18 protein-coding genes are annotated in these 17578 nt (G+C 55.8%); 11 read left to right on the forward strand and 7 right to left on the reverse strand.

All coding sequences use genetic code 11. The features are described from left to right. Positions 1-23 precede the first annotated feature (23 nt). Entirely contained in the window at positions 24-821 is a 798-nt protein-coding gene (locus tag ACR0EL_RS08315) for an ABC transporter ATP-binding protein (protein WP_480499339.1), read from the reverse strand. 77 nt (positions 822-898) lie between these two features. On the opposite strand from ACR0EL_RS08315, the gene ACR0EL_RS08320 reads away from it, so the two are divergent. From ACR0EL_RS08320 to ACR0EL_RS08335, 4 genes are read left to right on the forward strand one after another with little or no spacing between them, the layout of a single operon-like run. After that, positions 899-1555, forward strand: coding sequence for a TetR family transcriptional regulator C-terminal domain-containing protein (locus ACR0EL_RS08320; RefSeq protein ID WP_480499341.1), 657 nt, complete (start codon positions 899-901; stop codon positions 1553-1555). Continuing rightward, entirely contained in the window at positions 1552-2736 is a 1185-nt protein-coding gene (locus tag ACR0EL_RS08325; protein WP_480499342.1) for a pyridoxal phosphate-dependent aminotransferase, read from the forward strand. Before ACR0EL_RS08320 ends, ACR0EL_RS08325 begins: the two co-directional genes overlap by 4 nt. Then, a complete protein-coding gene (locus tag ACR0EL_RS08330; protein WP_480499343.1) occupies positions 2733-4337 on the forward strand; it encodes a 5-guanidino-2-oxopentanoate decarboxylase in 1605 nt (534 codons plus the stop codon). The genes ACR0EL_RS08325 and ACR0EL_RS08330 overlap by 4 nt, the downstream gene beginning before the upstream one ends. A 3-nt stretch (positions 4338-4340) precedes the next feature. Next, positions 4341-5123 carry a dimethylarginine dimethylaminohydrolase family protein gene (locus tag ACR0EL_RS08335; RefSeq protein ID WP_480499344.1) on the forward strand — a complete coding sequence of 261 codons (783 nt, stop codon included), beginning with the start codon at positions 4341-4343 and terminating at the stop codon, positions 5121-5123. Positions 5124-5186: 63 nt separating this feature from the next. Here ACR0EL_RS08335 and ACR0EL_RS08340 read toward each other — a convergent pair whose 3' ends face one another. Beyond that, complete coding sequence (locus ACR0EL_RS08340; RefSeq protein WP_480499345.1) at positions 5187-5366, reverse strand: hypothetical protein; 180 nt, start codon at positions 5364-5366, stop codon at positions 5187-5189. 129 nt (positions 5367-5495) lie between these two features. On the opposite strand from ACR0EL_RS08340, the gene ACR0EL_RS08345 reads away from it, so the two are divergent. The 7 genes from ACR0EL_RS08345 (at position 5496) to ACR0EL_RS08375 (ending at position 11760) form a co-directional block, all read left to right on the forward strand. Continuing rightward, on the forward strand, positions 5496-6158 hold the full coding sequence (locus ACR0EL_RS08345; RefSeq protein WP_480499346.1) for a Crp/Fnr family transcriptional regulator: 663 nt from the start codon (positions 5496-5498) through the stop codon (positions 6156-6158). A gap of 90 nt (positions 6159-6248) precedes the next feature. Next, on the forward strand, positions 6249-6461 hold the full coding sequence (locus ACR0EL_RS08350) for a YgaP family membrane protein (RefSeq protein WP_480499348.1): 213 nt from the start codon (positions 6249-6251) through the stop codon (positions 6459-6461). Positions 6462-6465: 4 nt separating this feature from the next. Next, on the forward strand, positions 6466-6897 hold the full coding sequence (locus ACR0EL_RS08355; protein WP_480499349.1) for a YeeE/YedE family protein: 432 nt from the start codon (positions 6466-6468) through the stop codon (positions 6895-6897). A 1-nt stretch (position 6898) separates the two neighbouring features. Next, entirely contained in the window at positions 6899-7327 is a 429-nt protein-coding gene (locus tag ACR0EL_RS08360; RefSeq protein ID WP_480499350.1) for a DUF6691 family protein, read from the forward strand. Between the two features lie 22 nt (positions 7328-7349). Further along, on the forward strand, positions 7350-8231 hold the full coding sequence (locus tag ACR0EL_RS08365) for an MBL fold metallo-hydrolase (protein WP_480499352.1): 882 nt from the start codon (positions 7350-7352) through the stop codon (positions 8229-8231). A 10-nt stretch (positions 8232-8241) separates the two neighbouring features. Then, complete coding sequence (locus ACR0EL_RS08370) at positions 8242-9921, forward strand: bifunctional protein tyrosine phosphatase family protein/NAD(P)/FAD-dependent oxidoreductase (RefSeq protein WP_480499353.1); 1680 nt, start codon at positions 8242-8244, stop codon at positions 9919-9921. A 105-nt stretch (positions 9922-10026) separates the two neighbouring features. After that, positions 10027-11760: a SulP family inorganic anion transporter gene (locus ACR0EL_RS08375; RefSeq protein ID WP_480499354.1), complete on the forward strand. Its 1734-nt coding sequence runs from the start codon at positions 10027-10029 to the stop codon at positions 11758-11760. A 13-nt stretch (positions 11761-11773) separates the two neighbouring features. Here the strand turns inward: ACR0EL_RS08375 and nadC are convergent, their stop codons facing one another. The 5 genes from nadC to ACR0EL_RS08400 form a co-directional block, all read right to left on the reverse strand. Beyond that, complete coding sequence (gene nadC / locus ACR0EL_RS08380; RefSeq protein ID WP_480499356.1) at positions 11774-12670, reverse strand: carboxylating nicotinate-nucleotide diphosphorylase; 897 nt, start codon at positions 12668-12670, stop codon at positions 11774-11776. A gap of 3 nt (positions 12671-12673) precedes the next feature. After that, a complete protein-coding gene (locus ACR0EL_RS08385) occupies positions 12674-14212 on the reverse strand; it encodes an L-aspartate oxidase (RefSeq protein ID WP_480499357.1) in 1539 nt (512 codons plus the stop codon). Beyond that, the gene (nadA, locus tag ACR0EL_RS08390) at positions 14209-15180 is read right to left on the reverse strand and encodes a quinolinate synthase NadA (protein ID WP_480499358.1); all 972 of its coding nucleotides are present in this window, start codon (positions 15178-15180) and stop codon (positions 14209-14211) included. The genes ACR0EL_RS08385 and nadA overlap by 4 nt, the downstream gene beginning before the upstream one ends. 77 nt (positions 15181-15257) lie before the next feature. Then, on the reverse strand, positions 15258-16070 hold the full coding sequence (locus ACR0EL_RS08395) for an NUDIX hydrolase (RefSeq protein WP_480499359.1): 813 nt from the start codon (positions 16068-16070) through the stop codon (positions 15258-15260). Positions 16071-16445: 375 nt separating this feature from the next. After that, on the reverse strand, positions 16446-17564 hold the full coding sequence (locus ACR0EL_RS08400; protein ID WP_480499360.1) for an ABC transporter permease: 1119 nt from the start codon (positions 17562-17564) through the stop codon (positions 16446-16448). Positions 17565-17578: the final 14 nt, after the last annotated feature.

Here is a 17578-nt window from a genome sequence, read left to right on the forward strand (position 1 = left end):
TTCATTCGTTTGTTTCGACTGGATCAGGCGACCGAGCTGAGAAATTGCTTCAACCGTTCTGATTTTGGGTTCCCGAAGACCTCGGCAGGTGGCCCCTGCTCTTCAATGCGGCCTTCGAAGAGATAAACGACGTGGTTTGCGACCTCGCGCGCAAATTTCATTTCATGGGTGACAAGCAGCATGGTGCGCCCTTCTGCAGCAAGATCACGGATCACGGTCAAAACCTCGCCTACCAGTTCGGGATCAAGCGCCGAGGTGGGCTCGTCAAAAAGCATGACGGACGGATCGACCGCAAGCGCGCGTGCAATGGCAGCGCGCTGTTGCTGACCACCTGACAGATAGGCTGGATAGGTGTCGGCCTTGTCGCCGAGCCCTACCCTTTCCAGCAGTTCATGCGCCCGCGCAATGGCCTCTGACTTTGGTACCTTTAGCACATGCACAGGCACTTCGATCACGTTCTCTAAAAGCGTGCGATGTGTCCACAGATTGAACTGCTGAAACACCATCGCCAACCGCGTTCGGATACGTTCGATCTGGCGGCGGTTGGACGGGCTGCCATCGGTATGCATCTCAACCAGTTCACCACCTATGGTGATCTTTCCCGAACTCGGCGTTTCCAAGAAATTGATGCAGCGCAGCATAGTGGATTTACCAGAACCTGACCCCCCGATGATGGCAACGACATCCCCTTTGTTGGCTGTTAGGGATACACCTTTCAAAACCTCCAGCGTACCGAAAGATTTGTGGAGGGCTTCAACCTTTATTGCCTCGTTCGACGCGGTTGCTTCGAGTGTGGATGATGTTGCTCTGGCTGTGTCCATATCCAAGAATCTTCTGATTTCGACTTGCAGTAAGCCTCGAATCTCGCAATTATGCAAGTGTATAATAGCGCCATGCCATGGATGACCCGGACGTGCAGGACGACAGCCGAAAATTTACACGTGAGTCTGCTGAGGTTCGGCGCGAGGCGCTGATCCTGGCGACTTTAGATCTGATCGCCGAGATGGGCGTTCGGGGCGCCACAGTGCGTGAGATCGCTGCCCGCGCCAATGTGACTCAAGGGTTGATCCGTCATTACTTCTCATCGAAAGAAGAGTTGGTTCAGGCTGCATATGAGCACCACATGAACACGCTGACCGATCAGACAGCTGCTTCATCGGGTCAGGGCAGCGCAGTCTCTCGGTTAACCAACTTCGTTGACGCCTCGTTGCGGCCACCAATCGTTAATACGAGCGCTGTGGCCTTATGGGCCGGTTTCCTGAACAAGGTGCAGCATGATCCAAAAATGCAGCGCATCCACCAGCAAACCTACAACTATTTCCGGGATCACCTCGAGAAGTTGATCGTCGCCGCATTGCAAGAAACCGGGCGCTCGGTCGGAGCGTCGGAGGCAAAGCAACTGGCCATTGCCTGTAACGCGGTGATCGACGGCCTCTGGCTGGAAGGGGGTGCGCTTCCGGATGCATTTTTCGAAGGTCAGCTGGCACAGATCGGGTTGGATTCTGTCAGCTCCATCGTCGGTATTCCTTTGACCAAAGAGGTAAAACAGCCATGAAGACCACGTCAGTGACCGAACGGTTGGCGGGTTTGGGGGGCGCCAAATGGGGCGTCCATCTAAAAGCGCGCGACCTTATCAAAGCCGGAGCGGATATCGTTGAGATGACGATCGGCGAACCGGATGTGCCGGTGCCCGAAGCGTTGGTCGAAGCCACAGTGACCTCACTACGTGCGCAGCGGACAGGATATTCCAACGGACGCGGTGAAGCTGGACTGCTTGACGCGCTTGCCACGCGCTATTCAGCCTCTCGTGGGCGGGTTTTCGGGCCCGAGAACTTTCTTTGCTTTCCCGGGACACAAACCGCCCTGTTTGCAGCGATCGCAGGGGTTGCAGAGGCAGGTGATGAAGTTCTGGTCGGTGATCCAATGTACGCAACTTACGAAGGAGTCGTGCGTGCCTCCGGGGCGGAAATGGTGCCGGTGCCGCTGCGGCCCGAGCATGGGTTTCGCATGCAGGCCAATGACATCGCTGCGCGGATCACGCCGCGTAGCCGTGCCATTCTTCTTACAACACCACATAACCCGACGGGTGCGATCCTGACTGCCTCGGAAATCGCCGAAATCGGGAAACTCGCGATTGCCCATGAACTGTGGATCATCTCGGATGAGGTCTATGAAGAATTGATCTTTGACGGGGCCCGTTTTTTTTCGCCATTGGCTCAACCAGAACTGGCGGATCGCGTCATAGGCGTCTCATCCATCTCGAAATCACATGCTGCCCCGGGGTTTCGCAGCGGCTGGTGCGTGGGGCCTGCAGCGTTTTGCGACGCACTGTTGCCGTATTCCGAGACCATGCTCTTTGGCAATCAGCCCTTCATCGCGGATATGACCGAAAAGGCAATCCGCGACGGGTCTGAAGTTGCCCCTGGTATGGCCGCCCGTTTCTCAGGGCGCGCCACCTTGCTGGCTGATCGCCTTGAAGCGGAAACGGATCTGACTGTTCACCGCCCCGAGGCAGGAATGTTTGCGCTCATCAACGTGTCTGCCACCGGGCTGGACGGCGAAGCTTATGCCTGGGATCTGTTGCAAGCCGGGGTCGCTGTGATGCCGGGTTCCGCCTTTGGGGACAGCTTGAAGAACTGGGTGCGCGTCGCGCTGACGATCAACGACACAGATTTTGCCACCGCAATCTCTCGCATCATCGATCACGCCAACAGCAAATCACGCGAGGTTGCATGAGCAAAATGACAATCGGCGAAGCTCTGGTTTCGAAACTTCGCCAAAGAAATGTGACCTGCGTTTTCGGAATTCCAGGAGTTCACACGGTTGAGCTGTACCGCGGGCTTGCGGCCTCGGGCATTCGTCATGTTACGCCTCGGCACGAACAGGGTGCGGGTTTCATGGCCGATGGCTATGCCCGCGTGTCGGGCAAACCGGGCGTGGCCTTTGTGATTACCGGCCCGGGATTGACCAATACGTTGACGCCGATGGCACAGGCGCGCGCCGATTCAGTGCCAATGTTGGTGGTGTCTGGCGTCAACAAAACCGCATCGCTCGGCAAAGGCTTGGGGCATCTGCATGAATTGCCTGATCAACTGGTGCTATCCAAAACAGTTGCGCTAGTTTCGGAGCAAGTCTCCAACACCACGGCTCTGGACCCGACCTTGAGCCGCGTTCTTGACAGCCTCGCAAACGGTCGCCCCGGGCCGGTGCATATCGAGGTTCCGTTGGATATCGCTGCGGCTGAATATCAGGAAACGCCTCTCGAGACACTCAATCCAGAGCCGCCGGTTAACCCGATTTTGATCACACAAGCCGTAAAGCAACTGGCCGAAGCGAAGCAAACTGTCATTTTGGCAGGTGGCGGCGCGAAACGTGTTGGGGCCGGATTGCAGGCTTTGGCCGAAGCGCTGGATGCCCCCGTGGTCCAAACTGTCAACGCCCGCGGCCTGATGCATGGGCATCCTCTGACCGTTCCGGCTAGCCCGAGCCTGAACGCGGTACGCGCACTGATAGAAAGCGCCGATTGCGTGCTTGCTTTGGGAACCGAGCTAGGTCCAACAGACTACGATATGTACGACACGGGTGAGTTTGCAAAACTGTCGGGCCTGATCCGGGTTGATCGGTGTAGCAGTCAACTAGCCCGACACGAGGCAACCCTTGCGATTCACGGTGACGTTGACGTGGTTGTGCCGAAGCTGCTCAAGGCTTTGCCTCTGGACGCAAAGCAATGCGATGGTGCAGAACGTGCCAGCAATACACGCGACGCCGCCTGGGAAGAAATTGGCCCCGATTATCGCCATCAGGTGGAAATCCTGAATGCGATGCGCGCGGCGGCCCCAAATGCGCTGATGGTCGGGGACTCTACCCAACCAATTTATGCTGGTAATCTTTTCTACGATCACGACCGGGCTGGTGGCTGGTTCAATGCAGCGACGGGGTACGGCGCGCTGGGATACGGTATACCGGCGGCGATCGGCGCATCAATCGCCGATCCGGTCGCGCGGGTGATCTGTGTAGCCGGCGATGGCGGCGCACAGTTTTCATTGCCCGAAATTATGGCAGCAGTCGATGAAAACCTGCCCATCACATTCGTGATCTGGAACAACCACGGGTATCGGGAAATCGCCACGTCAATGCAGGATGTGGGCGTGACCGTCATAGGGTGTGATCCCTCGCCCCCAGATTTCGCCGCCACCGCCAAGTCATTTGGCATTCCATTCAGTTCGATTCCCGCTGAACCCAGCGTTGTCGCGCAGGCCATTCGCGACACAGTTGCCACAGATGGACCGGTCATGATCGAAGTCACCGCTCTGAAATTCGAACCTCAGAAAGATTGAAACATGTCAGACCCTACCTTTGAGTTTTCCCGTGCCATCACCCGTCGACCCGCTCCGACGATAGCCGGAGGGCTACGTGCAGAAGATATCGGAAACCCAGATTTTGATGGGATGATAGCGGCGCATAAGACTTACGTTGCAGCACTAAAAAGCACCGGAGCGGAGGTGATCGAGCTTGAGTCCCTCGACGCATTCCCTGACGCGCAATTTGTCGAGGATACGGCCCTGTGCCTGCCGCAAGGAGCCATACTGATGCGGCCAGGTGCACCGTCGCGGATGGGTGAAGTGGACCAAATGGCCCCGACACTTCGAAATTGCTACGAAACAGTTCTTGAGATCAAAGGTCCCGGTCATGTCGAGGGGGGAGATATCCTTGTCACCGGACGCGAGATCTTGGTGGGCAGGTCGGAGCGAACGGATGCTGAAGGTGTCGCCGAGTTGGCACAAATCACCTCCAACTGGGGCCACAAACTGCGCGAAGTATTTACGCCCGAAGGCGTTCTGCACTTCAAGACAGATTGTTCATTGATGGATGCCGAGACAATCCTGTCGACCCGTCGATTGGATGCATCGGGTTGCTTTGAAGGCTACCATGTATTGCATGTCGCCGACGGCGAAGAAGCCGCTGCCAACGCAATCCGCTTTAACAATCTGGTCCTGATGGCAGCGGGCTTTCCACGCACTGCAGAGATGCTGGATCGCGAAGGCTACCAGGTCGTTGAGATCGACAACACCGACTGCGCAAAGTTGGATGGGGGGATGTCCTGTCTTTCGTTGAGATTCTGAAGGTTTCGTTTCGGTCGCTTTTGATCATCGGTACAGGTTTGGTTGGCATCAGCGCGAATTGAGTCACGTCTGATGACATGGATCATTGTTCAAGGCGAGGTCATAGAATGAAGCTGACACCTGCATCAATTTAGCCAGGCCAAAACGCAGTGCGCGGCTCTCAAGGCGATTGAATTGATCCGGGTCGATGACGTTGTTCAGGTCCATGGATTTGCACGAGCGCATATCAAAAAGATCGTGCATGTACTGGGCCTCGTGGGGTATGTGGTCACCCGACGAAGGCACAATGGTGGTGTTCAATTGGGCAAACCTTTTGTTCTCTCACATTGCTACAATTGAAAAGGGTATCGTGGCACCGATGCGCAAGGCACGATGATCGCTGATTGGACAGAGCGCTTTCAGGGGACCGCGGCCTTGCCGCGCTCGGTGCGCGACCGCCTGCTTAAGGAAGCGCGGATCGTCGAAATGCCTAAAGGCGCGCAGGTTTTTGGACCCGCGAATGTGCCAGATAGCCTCTTCTTTCTTTATGATGGACGCATCCGTGTCTCGCAAAGTTCGGACACGGGTCGGGATATCGTCCTCTATCGCGTAGATGCCGGGGAAAGCTGCGTTCTGACGACGGCCTGTATGCTGGCGGAGGAGGCTTACAACGCCGAAGGTATGGCAGAGACTGACATAACCGCCATCGTTCTTCCAAAGCTTGCCTTTGACAGGTTGGTCGCCGAAGAAGAAGAGTTTCGGAAATTCGTCTTCGCGGCCTATTCAAGGCGGCTGATCGACCTCCTGCGTGTCGTGGATGACGTTGCCTTTGGACATATGGATGTGCGTTTGGCTGAGCGGCTTCTGACGTTGGCAGGCGAGTTTAAGGAGATCTCGACCACCCACCAACAGTTAGCGAGTGAACTGGGTACAGCAAGAGAGGTCGTCAGCCGAATTCTTCAGGATTTTCAGAAGCGTGAGATGATTGCTCAATCACGTGGCCACATTTTGTTGCTGGACAAACAAGCGCTACGAGAACGCGCTGCATCCGACTAATTCAGATTTTTGCATGTTAAGTGACAATGTCACTGAACCCCTGAAGTCAAAACTATATCCGTTCTCCAAGTTATGATGATGGAGAACACCATGAACGCGAACGTTGGAACCATTGACCGCATCCTGCGCGCTGCGCTTGGCCTTGGATTACTTTATCTTGCCCTTTTCAGCGGCTTGCCTTCGTTTGAAGGGAACGTTCTGAAATTCGGCGCGGCAGCGGTCGGTATTGTTATGCTGATTGTCTCGGCAACGCGTGTTTGTCCGATCTACTCTATCTTCGGCTTTAAGACCTGTCGGTCCTGAAGCAATGGAAACTTCGTTTACTCCTTTCACCTCTTTTAGCGGTGGCTTGCTGATCGGCCTTAGTGCTGTGCTGCTTATGCTTGGCCTGGGGCGGGTACTTGGTGCGACCGGGGTTCTGTCTGGTGCAGTCTTCGTCCAGAACCGGGAAGAACTGATGTGGCGGCTTGCTTTGATCGCAGGAATGATACTTGCTCCGGGGTTCATCTATGTCGTGACGGGCTCCATGCCCGTGCTCACCGTCCCCGTCAGCCCGGCGATGATTGTCATCGGCGGTGTGATTGTCGGGCTCGGCGCAAGCCTGGGGTCTGGTTGCACATCTGGTCACGGAATTTGTGGCTTGTCGCGCTTATCAATCCGTTCGTTCGTGGCGGTGCCGGTTTTCATAGCGACAGCAGCACTGACCGTATTCCTAATCCGCCATGTCGCTGGAGGCTGAGATGAAACATCTTTTTGCCCTAGTGACCGGACTTGTCTTTGGAGCAGGAATTGCGATCTCTGGGATGATGGACCCGGCAAAGGTTCTAAACTTCTTTGACGTTGCTGGAACATGGGATCCAAGTTTGATTTTCGTCATGGGCGGTGCTTTGGTCGTGACGTTTATTGGGTATCGGCTTGTTTGGCATCGCCCTGCCCCCGTGTTTGAACACGGCTTCCAGCTGCCTGTTTCCACACAGATCGATAACAAACTCATCGGGGGCGCTGCCCTATTTGGCGTTGGCTGGGGAATTGCCGGCTTCTGTCCAGGCGCTGCCATCCCTGCATTGGGAACAGGCCGCTGGGAAGTCGCGCTGTTCCTCGCGTCAGTCATTGGCGGATTCTATTTGCGCCGTCTGATCAGCCCTATGCCGGCCAAATCGACCACCTGACAATCCCTTCGGAGGACACGATATGACTTACCCCGTTTGCATGGGCATCAAACCGGATGTTCAGGCCTTTTTTGACGAAGCCACAAATACAATCAGCTACATCGTAAAGGACCCGTCATCGAATGCCTGCGCGATTGTCGATAGCGTCATGGATATCGACTATGCCGCAGGACGCATCACCTATGAACATGCAGATCAACTGATCCACCGAATTGAAGAACAAGCGCTAAAACTTGAGTGGATCATCGAGACGCATGTTCATGCCGATCACCTCAGCGCGGCCCCCTACATTCAGTCGAAGCTGGGCGGCAAGATCGGTATCGGATCGAAAATCATGGTGGTGCAGGACACGTTCGGAAAAGTCTTCAACGAAGGTACCGAATTCCAGCGCGATGGATCTCAGTTCGATGCGCTGTTCGAAAACGGTGACACCTACATGATCGGCAATATGCAAGCCTTTGCCATGTATACGCCGGGTCATACACCTGCCTGTATGGTGCATGTAATGGGGAATGCCGCGTTTGTAGGCGACACCCTGTTCATGCCCGACGGAGGTTCGGCCCGAGCCGATTTTCCAGGCGGCGATTCCGGCGTTCTTTACGACAGCATTCAGAAAGTGCTGTCACTGCCAAACGAGATGAGGCTTTTCATGTGTCACGACTACGGCCCAAACGGCCGTGAAATACAGTGGGAAACCACTGTTGGTGACGAAAAAGCGCACAATATTCATGTTGGCGGCGGCAAAACGAAGGAAGAGTTCGTCAAATTCCGCACCGAACGCGATGCACAGCTTGCCATGCCAAAACTCATCATTCCCTCACTGCAAGTGAACATGCGCGCCGGAGAAGTGCCAAAAGACGTTGACGGCAATCCAATGCTCAAAGTGCCCGTGAATGCACTCTGAGGAGGTCGAAATGGATATCAGGAAAATCACTGACAAAACCTCGGTAAGCCCGCAAATCACGGTCGACGATATAACCGCAATCAAGGATGCCGGCTTCCGAGCGATAGTTTGTAACCGTCCCGACGGTGAAGGAGCAGACCAGCCCAGCTTCGATGAAATCGAGGGGGCAGCAACGCTGGCTGGGCTTGACGCCGTCTACGTTCCCGTTCGATCCGGGATCGTAAAAGATGCAGATGTCGAGGCATTTGGTGACGCTTTGGCCCAGCTGCCAAGCCCTGTCCTTGCTTATTGCCGGACCGGAACGCGGTCAGCCACCCTTTGGTCGCTCCATGAAAGCAAGAAACGTCCAATGCCCGAAATACTCGCAGCAACGAAAGCCGCGGGATACGATATGAACGGTGTCGCCAGACGTATAGCAAATGGGGGTAAGACCCCAACGGATACGGGTGATGCAAAGTTCGATGTTGTGATTGTCGGTGCGGGTGCCGGCGGTGTTTCTGTCGCTGCCAGCCTTCAATCCCGCCAATCAAACCTTTCTATTGCGATCATCGATCCGGCTGATATTCACTACTACCAGCCAGGATGGACCATGGTCGGCGGTGGTATCTTCGAGGCCAGCGAAACCGCAAAAACTATGGGATCGCTCATCCCGAATGGAGTCAAATGGATCAAGGCGGCGGTTGCCGCGTTTGAACCCGAAAACGATGCGGTGATCCTGGATGGGTGCCGTGTTGTGAAATACAAGCGACTTGTTGTTTGCCCTGGCCTGAAGCTGGATTGGGAAGCAGTTGAGGGGCTCGAGGAAACGCTCGGCCGCAATGGCGTAACCTCGAACTACCGCTATGACTTGGCGCCCTACACTTGGCAGTTGGTCCAAGACCTGAAAGAGGGACGCGCCCTTTTTACGCAGCCACCGATGCCCATCAAATGCGCAGGTGCGCCTCAAAAGGCAATGTATCTGTCAGGCGATGCCTGGTTCCGAAACGGTCGCCTGAAAGACATCGACATTCAGTTCATGAACGCGGGTGGGGTCCTGTTCGGGGTGAAAGACTATGTACCCGCTTTAGAACACTACGTGGCTAAGTACGGTGCGACGCAGAACTACTTCCACAATCTGCTGTCTGTCGATGGCCAAGCAAAGACGGCAACATTCAAGGTCGCCAAACCCGAGACTGAACCGGAGACAGTCACAGTGGATTTTGACATGATGCATGTCTGCCCCCCTCAGGTGGCCCCTGACTTTGTCCGAGTATCTCCGTTAGCCGATGCGGCGGGTTGGGTTGACGTCGATCAGAGTACCCTCCGCCACAAGAACTACGAAAACATCTGGAGCCTTGGCGATGTCATGAACGCCCCGAATGCGAAAACCGCAGCGGCAGCGCGCAAGCAGGCTCCAACAGTGGCCGAAAACATCGTGGCCGATATCGCGGGTCGCTCACCGACTGCAGCCTATGATGGCTATGGGTCATGCCCTTTGACAGTTGAACGCGGAAAAATCGTTCTGGCCGAGTTCGGTTATGGTGGCGTGTTAAAGCCCAGCTTCCCACCTGCACTGCTGGACGGCACCAAGCCCACACGCTTGGCATGGTTTCTCAAGGAAAAGATGCTGCCGCCGATCTACTGGAAAGCCATGCTGAAGGGCAAGGAATGGATGGCCAAACCCGAAAAACTCAAGGTAGCTGCCGAATAAGCGGCTGATAACCAGCGCGGCGGAACCTTTTCCTAGATGCGCATCGTAAAAAGGTTGGCTCATGCGTGAACCGCTGAGCCCATCTTCTTTCTTCTGGACGGGGCCATGACCCAACTTCTACGCCGCAACCTGCCAGTACTGGACTGGGGACGCAGCTACGATCGCAGCGCTCTTTCGAACGATATGATCGCGGCTCTGATCGTCACGATTATGTTGATCCCGCAAAGCCTTGCCTACGCGCTGCTGGCGGGTCTCCCACCCGAGGCGGGTATCTATGCGTCGATCGTGCCAATCTTGCTTTATGCTTTGTTTGGGACAAGCCGTGCTCTGGCCGTAGGGCCGGTTGCAGTGGTCTCGCTCCTGACAGCCTCGGCAATTGGACAGGTCGCAGAACAGGGCACAGCAGGCTATGCGGTCGCGGCACTAACGCTCGCCTTCTTGTCAGGTGGATTCTTGTTTCTTTTGGGGGTGTTCCGGCTGGGATTTCTGGCCAATTTCCTCAGCCACCCGGTGATCGCCGGGTTCATCACTGCGTCAGGCATTCTGATTGCGACCAGCCAGATCAAACACATTCTTGGCGTTCCCGCCCAAGGACATACTCTGCCCGAGATGGTTGTGGCGACAGTATCTCATCTGAATGAATTGAATTGGATCACGCTTGTCATCGGAACAACTGCAACGGCGTTCCTTTTTTGGGTACGCAAAGGCTTGAAGCTAATGTTGAACCGTCTTGGGGCCTCGGCGTTTGTTGCAGAGCTTGCCACCAAGGCCGGTCCCGTTGTCGCCGTTATAGGCACCACTGTTGCGGTTTGGGCGCTCAGTCTTACAGACGAAGGCGTAAAGGTCGTGGGGGCTGTCCCGCAAAGCCTTCCGCCGCTGACCATGCCTAGTTTTTCCCCGGACCTCATCCAAGCCCTTCTTGTGCCAGCGATCTTGATTTCGATCATCGGATTTGTTGAATCCGTCTCCGTGGCTCAAACTCTTGCGGCCAAGAAACGGCAGCGGATTGACCCGGATCAGGAATTGATCGGGCTGGGCGCGGCCAACCTTGGTGCTGCATTTACCGGCGGCTATCCCGTTACAGGTGGCTTCTCGCGCTCTGTTGTGAACTTCGACGCTGGCGCGGAAACTCCTGCTGCGGGGGCGTTCACCGCCATCGGTCTCGCCATCGCCGCCACTGCCCTAACGCCGCTGGTTTATTACCTGCCGAAGGCAACGCTTGCAGCGACAATCATTGTTGCGGTGCTGTCTTTGGTCGATCTGTCGATCCTGAAAAAAACCTGGAGCTATAGCCGCGCCGATTTCGTCGCTGTTTCGGCGACGATTGTTTTGACCTTGTCGCTGGGGGTCGAGGTCGGGGTTGCTTCGGGTGTGATCATCTCTGTGCTGCTGCACCTCTACAAAACCTCAAAGCCGCATGTGGCCGAGGTGGGCCGCGTTTCCGGCAGCGAACACTTTCGCAATATCCTGCGCCACAAAGTCGAAACCGACCCGCGCGTGTTGAGCCTGCGCATTGATGAGAGCCTCTACTTCGTCAACGCTCGCTTTTTAGAGGATTTGATACAGTCCCGCGTTACCGAAGGCTGCAACATTGCCCATGTCGTCCTGATGTTCTCTGCGGTGAACGAAGTGGATTACTCCGCGCTCGAAAGTCTTGAAGCGGTGAACGCACGTCTAAAAGACATGGGTGTTGGGCTGCATTTCTCTGAAGTGAAAGGACCCGTAATGGATCGGTTAAGTCGCTCGCACCTGATTGATGACTTAAACGGGCAAGTCTTTTTGTCACAAAACGAGGCCTGGATAACCCTGACGGCACATCGGTGTGCCGCAGCAGAATAGCAAAAGACAAAGATCAGTTGTCCGGCGCGGGCTCGGGGGAAGAGTTGACCGTAGCGACAAAATCCAGCCCGATGTCCAGACAAGGCGCACTGTGGGTGATCCAGCCCATAGAAATCAGATCGACACCGGTTTCCGCAACGGCTCGCACACGAGCCGGGGTAATCCCGCCCGAGGCTTCGGCGATCGCCTGTCCATCGATCATTGCAACCGCTTTGCGAAGGGTCTGTGGATCCATATTGTCAAGCAGCACGGCATCGACACCGATCTCGAGAACTTGTGCCAACTGTTCGAGGGTGTCGACCTCAATCTCAATTTTGACCATATGGCCGACACTCTGTTTTGCTTTGGTCAGAGCCTTGCCAACACCACCTGCTATTGCAATGTGGTTATCCTTGATCAGCACAGCATCACTCAAGGAATAGCGATGGTTCATGCCACCACCTGCACGCACTGCATATTTTTCGAGCGTACGTAAACCGGGTGTGGTCTTGCGGGTGCAGGTGATCGCTGCGCCCGTGTCTTTGACCCGGTTCACCAGATCTGCCGTTACGCTGGCGATGCCAGAGAGATGCCCCATAAAGTTGAGCGCGGTGCGTTCAGCCATCAAAAGGCTGCGAGAGGGGCCTTGGAACGTTGCGATGACCGCGCCGGGCGCGACGAAATCACCGTCGTTTACATGACGCGTCACTTTGATTGCGGGATCGACCATTGCACAGGCCAGTTCCGCGCAATCCAATCCGGCAATACATCCAGATTGACGCGCGCGAGCCACAACTTCAGAACTGTGATTCCCTGAAATGATAGCCGTTGAGGTTACATCGCCGGCAAGACCCAAGTCTTCCTCCAGGGCGCGACGGACTAGGGGCTGCAGCATAATCCGGGGCAACGGGGCTAGGGCTGTGTCGGTCATAGTTCAAGCAGTCCTCAGAAGGGGTTCCTGGCAGATCGAACCTGCATGGGTGAGAATTTCGGTCAGTGTCATCTGATTGGCATGCGCCATGGATTCCGAATTTGGGAAATCGCTGCGATAGTGTCCGCCGCGCGATTCACAACGAAGATACGCAAAGATCGCGACAGATAGCGCCACAAGCGCCGGATCAGAGGCACACCCAGCGGATTCAACCATTGGCGACAGGTTTGAAATGGCAGATTGCAGCCCAGGCTGATTGCGGATTACGCCTAGGTGTCTTGAAACCGACTGCCTGACCAAACCAAGATAGGGATCAGGTAGCCATTCAGGCTCAAGCGCGGTCCGAGGAACATGAATCTCACACCCAGCAATGCTGTGGGCAGCGCGACGTCCCATCACCACAGCCTCTAGCAACGAGTTACTTGCAAGCCGGTTTGCACCATGCAGACCTGTGGCTGCGCATTCACCGACGGCCCAAAGGCCAGTCAAGGTAGTTCGGGCGTTCCTATCAACCGCGATACCACCCATGTGGTAATGCGCCGCCGGGCGTACTGGTATCGGTTCGCGAACCGGATCAATACCATGGGCATTACATATCGCATAAATACTGGGAAAATGCTGCGCAAAACTGGACCCAAGTGTTGTGCGGGCATCCAGAAATACGCGGCCACCATCAGCGATGACTTGATGCACAGCACGAGCAACCACATCGCGCGGGGCCAGTTCAGCACCCGGCATATGCGCCATGAAACGCTTGCCGTTTTGATCGACAAGGATAGCGCCTTCACCCCGCACGGCTTCGCTGACCAGATACAAGGGCGTCTGCGGAGTATCCAAGGCGGTGGGATGAAACTGCACGAATTCCATATCACGCAGTGCTGCCCCAGCGCGGGCAGCCATCATGACACCTTGCCCATAGTTGCCCGACGGATTGGTGCTGGCGTCGAATAAACCGCCGCAGCCACCAGTCGCCATGACAACCTGAGACGTGCGCAACACCTCTGCCTGACGGCCATGTTGAACGTGAATGCCGGTGACACTCTCGTCAGTCGTTGTCAGCCGCCGAACCTCGACATCTGTCAGGCAGGTGATCGACGGGCATTGCAGGACTGCACGTGTCAAGGCCGATATGATCTCGGCGCCAGTGCGGTCGCCACCCACGTGCAGTATGCGACGATGGGAATGTGCAGCCTCGCGCCCAAAGGCATATGCGCCATCAACACTCCGGTCGAAACAAACACCATAGCTTTCCAGCATGGTGATCGCCTCTTGCGCGTCGGCCAGAATGTCCGACGCGGCGGTCTCGTCGCACAACCCGTCTCCAGCTTTCAAAGTATCGACCAAATGTTGCGCCGGATCGTCATCCGCGCTCAACGCGGCGGCAATACCGCCTTGCGCCCAAGCGCTGGAACTTTCCTGCCCCAGCCCTGCACGGGTGATCAGCACCACCGGTTGCGGAGTCAATTCCAGCGCAGCGATCAACCCGGCAATGCCACTTCCGACTATTGCAACCTGGCCATGAAGACCGTCGAGCTGGATCATTTTACTGCCAACATCCGCTCCACAGAGCGGCGCGCATCGTCGGCGATGGCCGGGTCGACCGTGACTTCATAGCGATCATGTTCCAGCGCTTCGCGGATATTGCACAGACTAATGCGCTTCATGTGCGGGCACAGGTTGCAAGGACGCACGAACTCGACGTCCGGATGGTTAAGCGCCACATTGTCACTCATCGAGCATTCCGTGAGCAGGCAGACCCGCGCCGGTTTTTTGGCGCTTACGAAATCCGACATCACGGCGGTAGAGCCCGAAAAATCCGCCTCAGCAACCACCTCTGGTGGGCATTCCGGGTGGGCCAGTACCGTCACGCCCGGCCACGCTTCGCGCATGGCACGCACGTCGTCAGGTGTGAACAGCTCGTGCACCTCACAGTGCCCGCGCCAGGCGATCAGTTCGACATCTGTTTCTTTAGCAACATTCTTTGCCAGATACTCATCGGGTATCATCAGAACGCGCGGCACCCCGAGGGATTCCACGACCTTCACTGCGTTGCCCGACGTGCAGCAGATATCCGATGCCGCCTTCACCGCTGCCGACGTGTTGACATAGGTGATCACCGGAACCCCAGGGTGGGCTTGGCGCAGCAAAGCGATGTCCTCGGGGGTGATGGAATCAGCCAGCGAACACCCTGCCCCCAAATCCGGGATCAGCACGGTTTTCTCAGGGTTCAGCAGTTTGGCGGTCTCGGCCATGAAATGCACACCCGCCAAAACGATGACGTCAGCATCGACCTTAACGGCTTCGCGCGCCAAAGCCAGGCTGTCACCCACAATGTCGGCAACGCCGTGGAAAATTTCTGGCGTCTGATAGTTATGTGCCAGAATGACCGCGTTCTTCTTGCGCTTCAGTTCGAGGATGGCTTCCAGATCCTCTTCGAACAGCATCCACTCTGGAGGTGGGATGACCTGCTTAACCCGATCATAGAGCTCGGGAAGGCGAAAATCTTTCATTGGACTCTCCATTTATACTCGAATCGAGTACATTTTGGACCTACTTATTCTCGTTTCGAGATTATGTCAATGGAGTTTCAGGGTCTGGAGAGCGGCAATCTGGCACCCGACAGCATTCGGGCCTCAAGAATGGCCGGGCGAAATCGGAATAGCCGCGCCGGACGGCCGCTGGTGCCGCTGGACATTTCACCGGTTTCTTCAACCAGTTCCTGCTGGTCAATCTGGCGGCGGAAATTGGGTTTGTGCAGGTGCAGACCAGACAACGCTTCGACCGTGCGCTGCAATTGAAGCAGAGTGAAGCTTTCGGGCAAAAGTTCAAATACCACTGGAGAGTATTTGATCTTGGCCCGCAGGCGCGAAATGCCTGTCGCGAGGATGCGACGGTTGTCGCCTGCCATGGGTGCTCCGAATTCTGGCGTATCGACCAGCCCGGCCTCGTACATCAATTCATAGCGTTGCAGAACAAGCTCTTCGTTCCACGGTTTTCCATTTAGACCGAACAGATAATCGACACGCTGGACCTTTAGCGCATCCGCCGCCGCCCATGCTGTGAGGCGGTCAGTGATAAGCGGAAGTTCCTTGGGGCTGTGGTCACCGCGATGATCCTCCCAGGGAAAGTACCGATACCAGCTGCGCCATGTCGGGCGTCTGGCCCCGGCTGCATCCTGCTCACGCACCAGCCCAAGATAGCTGATCGAAATACGCTGCGAGCTGGTGACCTCCTCAGATCTTGGATCACGGTCCTTGTCTGCGAAGGTATAGAGTTGTTCGAGATAGCCTACTGGATGGCCGGTCTGTGCTTCGATCCAAGCACGCAATCCGCTTTGCAAACTGCGATGAGAGGATTCGAAAGGTCCGGAAGGCAAGGCCTCGCCTCCCCGTAGGGTCATGACCCGCGGCTGATCATCCGTTACCGCCGTTAAGATGGCGATCAGTTCGGCAGGGGCTAGTCCACTTGGCAACGAAATTCCCGTGTATTGAATGTCTGACCAGATTGGCTTCAATGTGCGTTCTAACTCAAATTCAATACCTTTGCTTGTAGAAAATGCCCTACAAAACGTGCTGATTCAGAGAATTCAGCTCTGACCCAAGTGCTCGCCGAGCGCAGTTAGAAGCACCCAACAACTTTCACTTAAGGCGGTTTCGAAAAACGGCTTCACGGGCAATTTTGTTTCAGGATGCACGAGATCAATGAACCAGCGAGAGGTTATGTCATCGACATCAAGCAGCGGTACATTTGATGATCACAGAACAGAAGAAACCATCTAACGACGCCCTCTCAATGCTACTGCAATAGGCAGCCGAGCTGCAGCAATTGCGGGCACGACACCACCTATGACTCCGATGGCAAGACCAACCAATGCGGCCTCAACCATAACATCTCGACCAACCACGAGATGGAAGGCCAGCTTTGTGCCATTTGCGCCGATCGTACTTGCCTGCCAGCCGTTTATTGCCAGCCATGATGCGGCGAGGCCCAAACCAATGCCCAAGGTTGAAAGCAATACAGCCTCTAACCAGGTCGCTACACAAGCCGATAAGCGGCTAAACCCCAATGCCCGGACGGTGGCGATTTCGACGGTTCGATCAGATACCGAGCTCATCATGGTATTCAGCGCCCCAGCGGTTGCGCCAATCGCCATCAAGATCGCCATTGGCCATCCAAAATACCGGACGAGTCGCGCCGTTCCCTCGGCCTGACCTGCGTAGAGCTGAGCCTCGGTCAGAACCAAAAGTTGAGCTGTATTGAATTCTGAGGTGGCGCGGATTAGCCCTTCAAGCTTGTTTGCCTCAGTGAGAGAGAGCCGAAGACTTTGCACCTCACCCAAACGGTCGAACACGGCTGCGACAGCATCAATGTCGCCCCAAATCTCTGATTCTAATGCACTTCCTTGGTTGGAAAAGTGTCCGACAACCGTCCAATCAACCGGACCGAGCCGAACCCGATCACCGACGTTCAAGCCAGGATAGCGGGCGGCCAGTTGTTCACCTACCATGATCTCACGCGTACTGGCTTTCATCGAGCGGCCGGAAACGAGCGTAACACCCGCGTGAATGCCCGGGCCAGTTTCATCCATACCCCGTAGTGCCAGTGTTTCAGCTACCGCGTCGGGACTGTGTCGAAACTCGACGGGAACTACAAGCTCGCGAGACAGGACGGGTACGTTCCGATCGTCGCGCAGGACGCCCAAATCGCCGCGCGTTGCCAGAAGTGCCCGCACAACTTCATTTGGGATATCAGAGTTGCCTTCCTGTCGTGTGCCGCCGCCAAGGATAACAGCCACGTCTGATGATCCCGCGCTTTGCAACGTGATCTCGAACCCCCGTGCCATGGCAAGAAAGCCACTTAGAACACAGACCACAAGCGTGATTGACCCTACCATAGACAAGGAAATGG

It is taken from the genome of Ruegeria sp. AH12 (assembly GCF_056541465.1).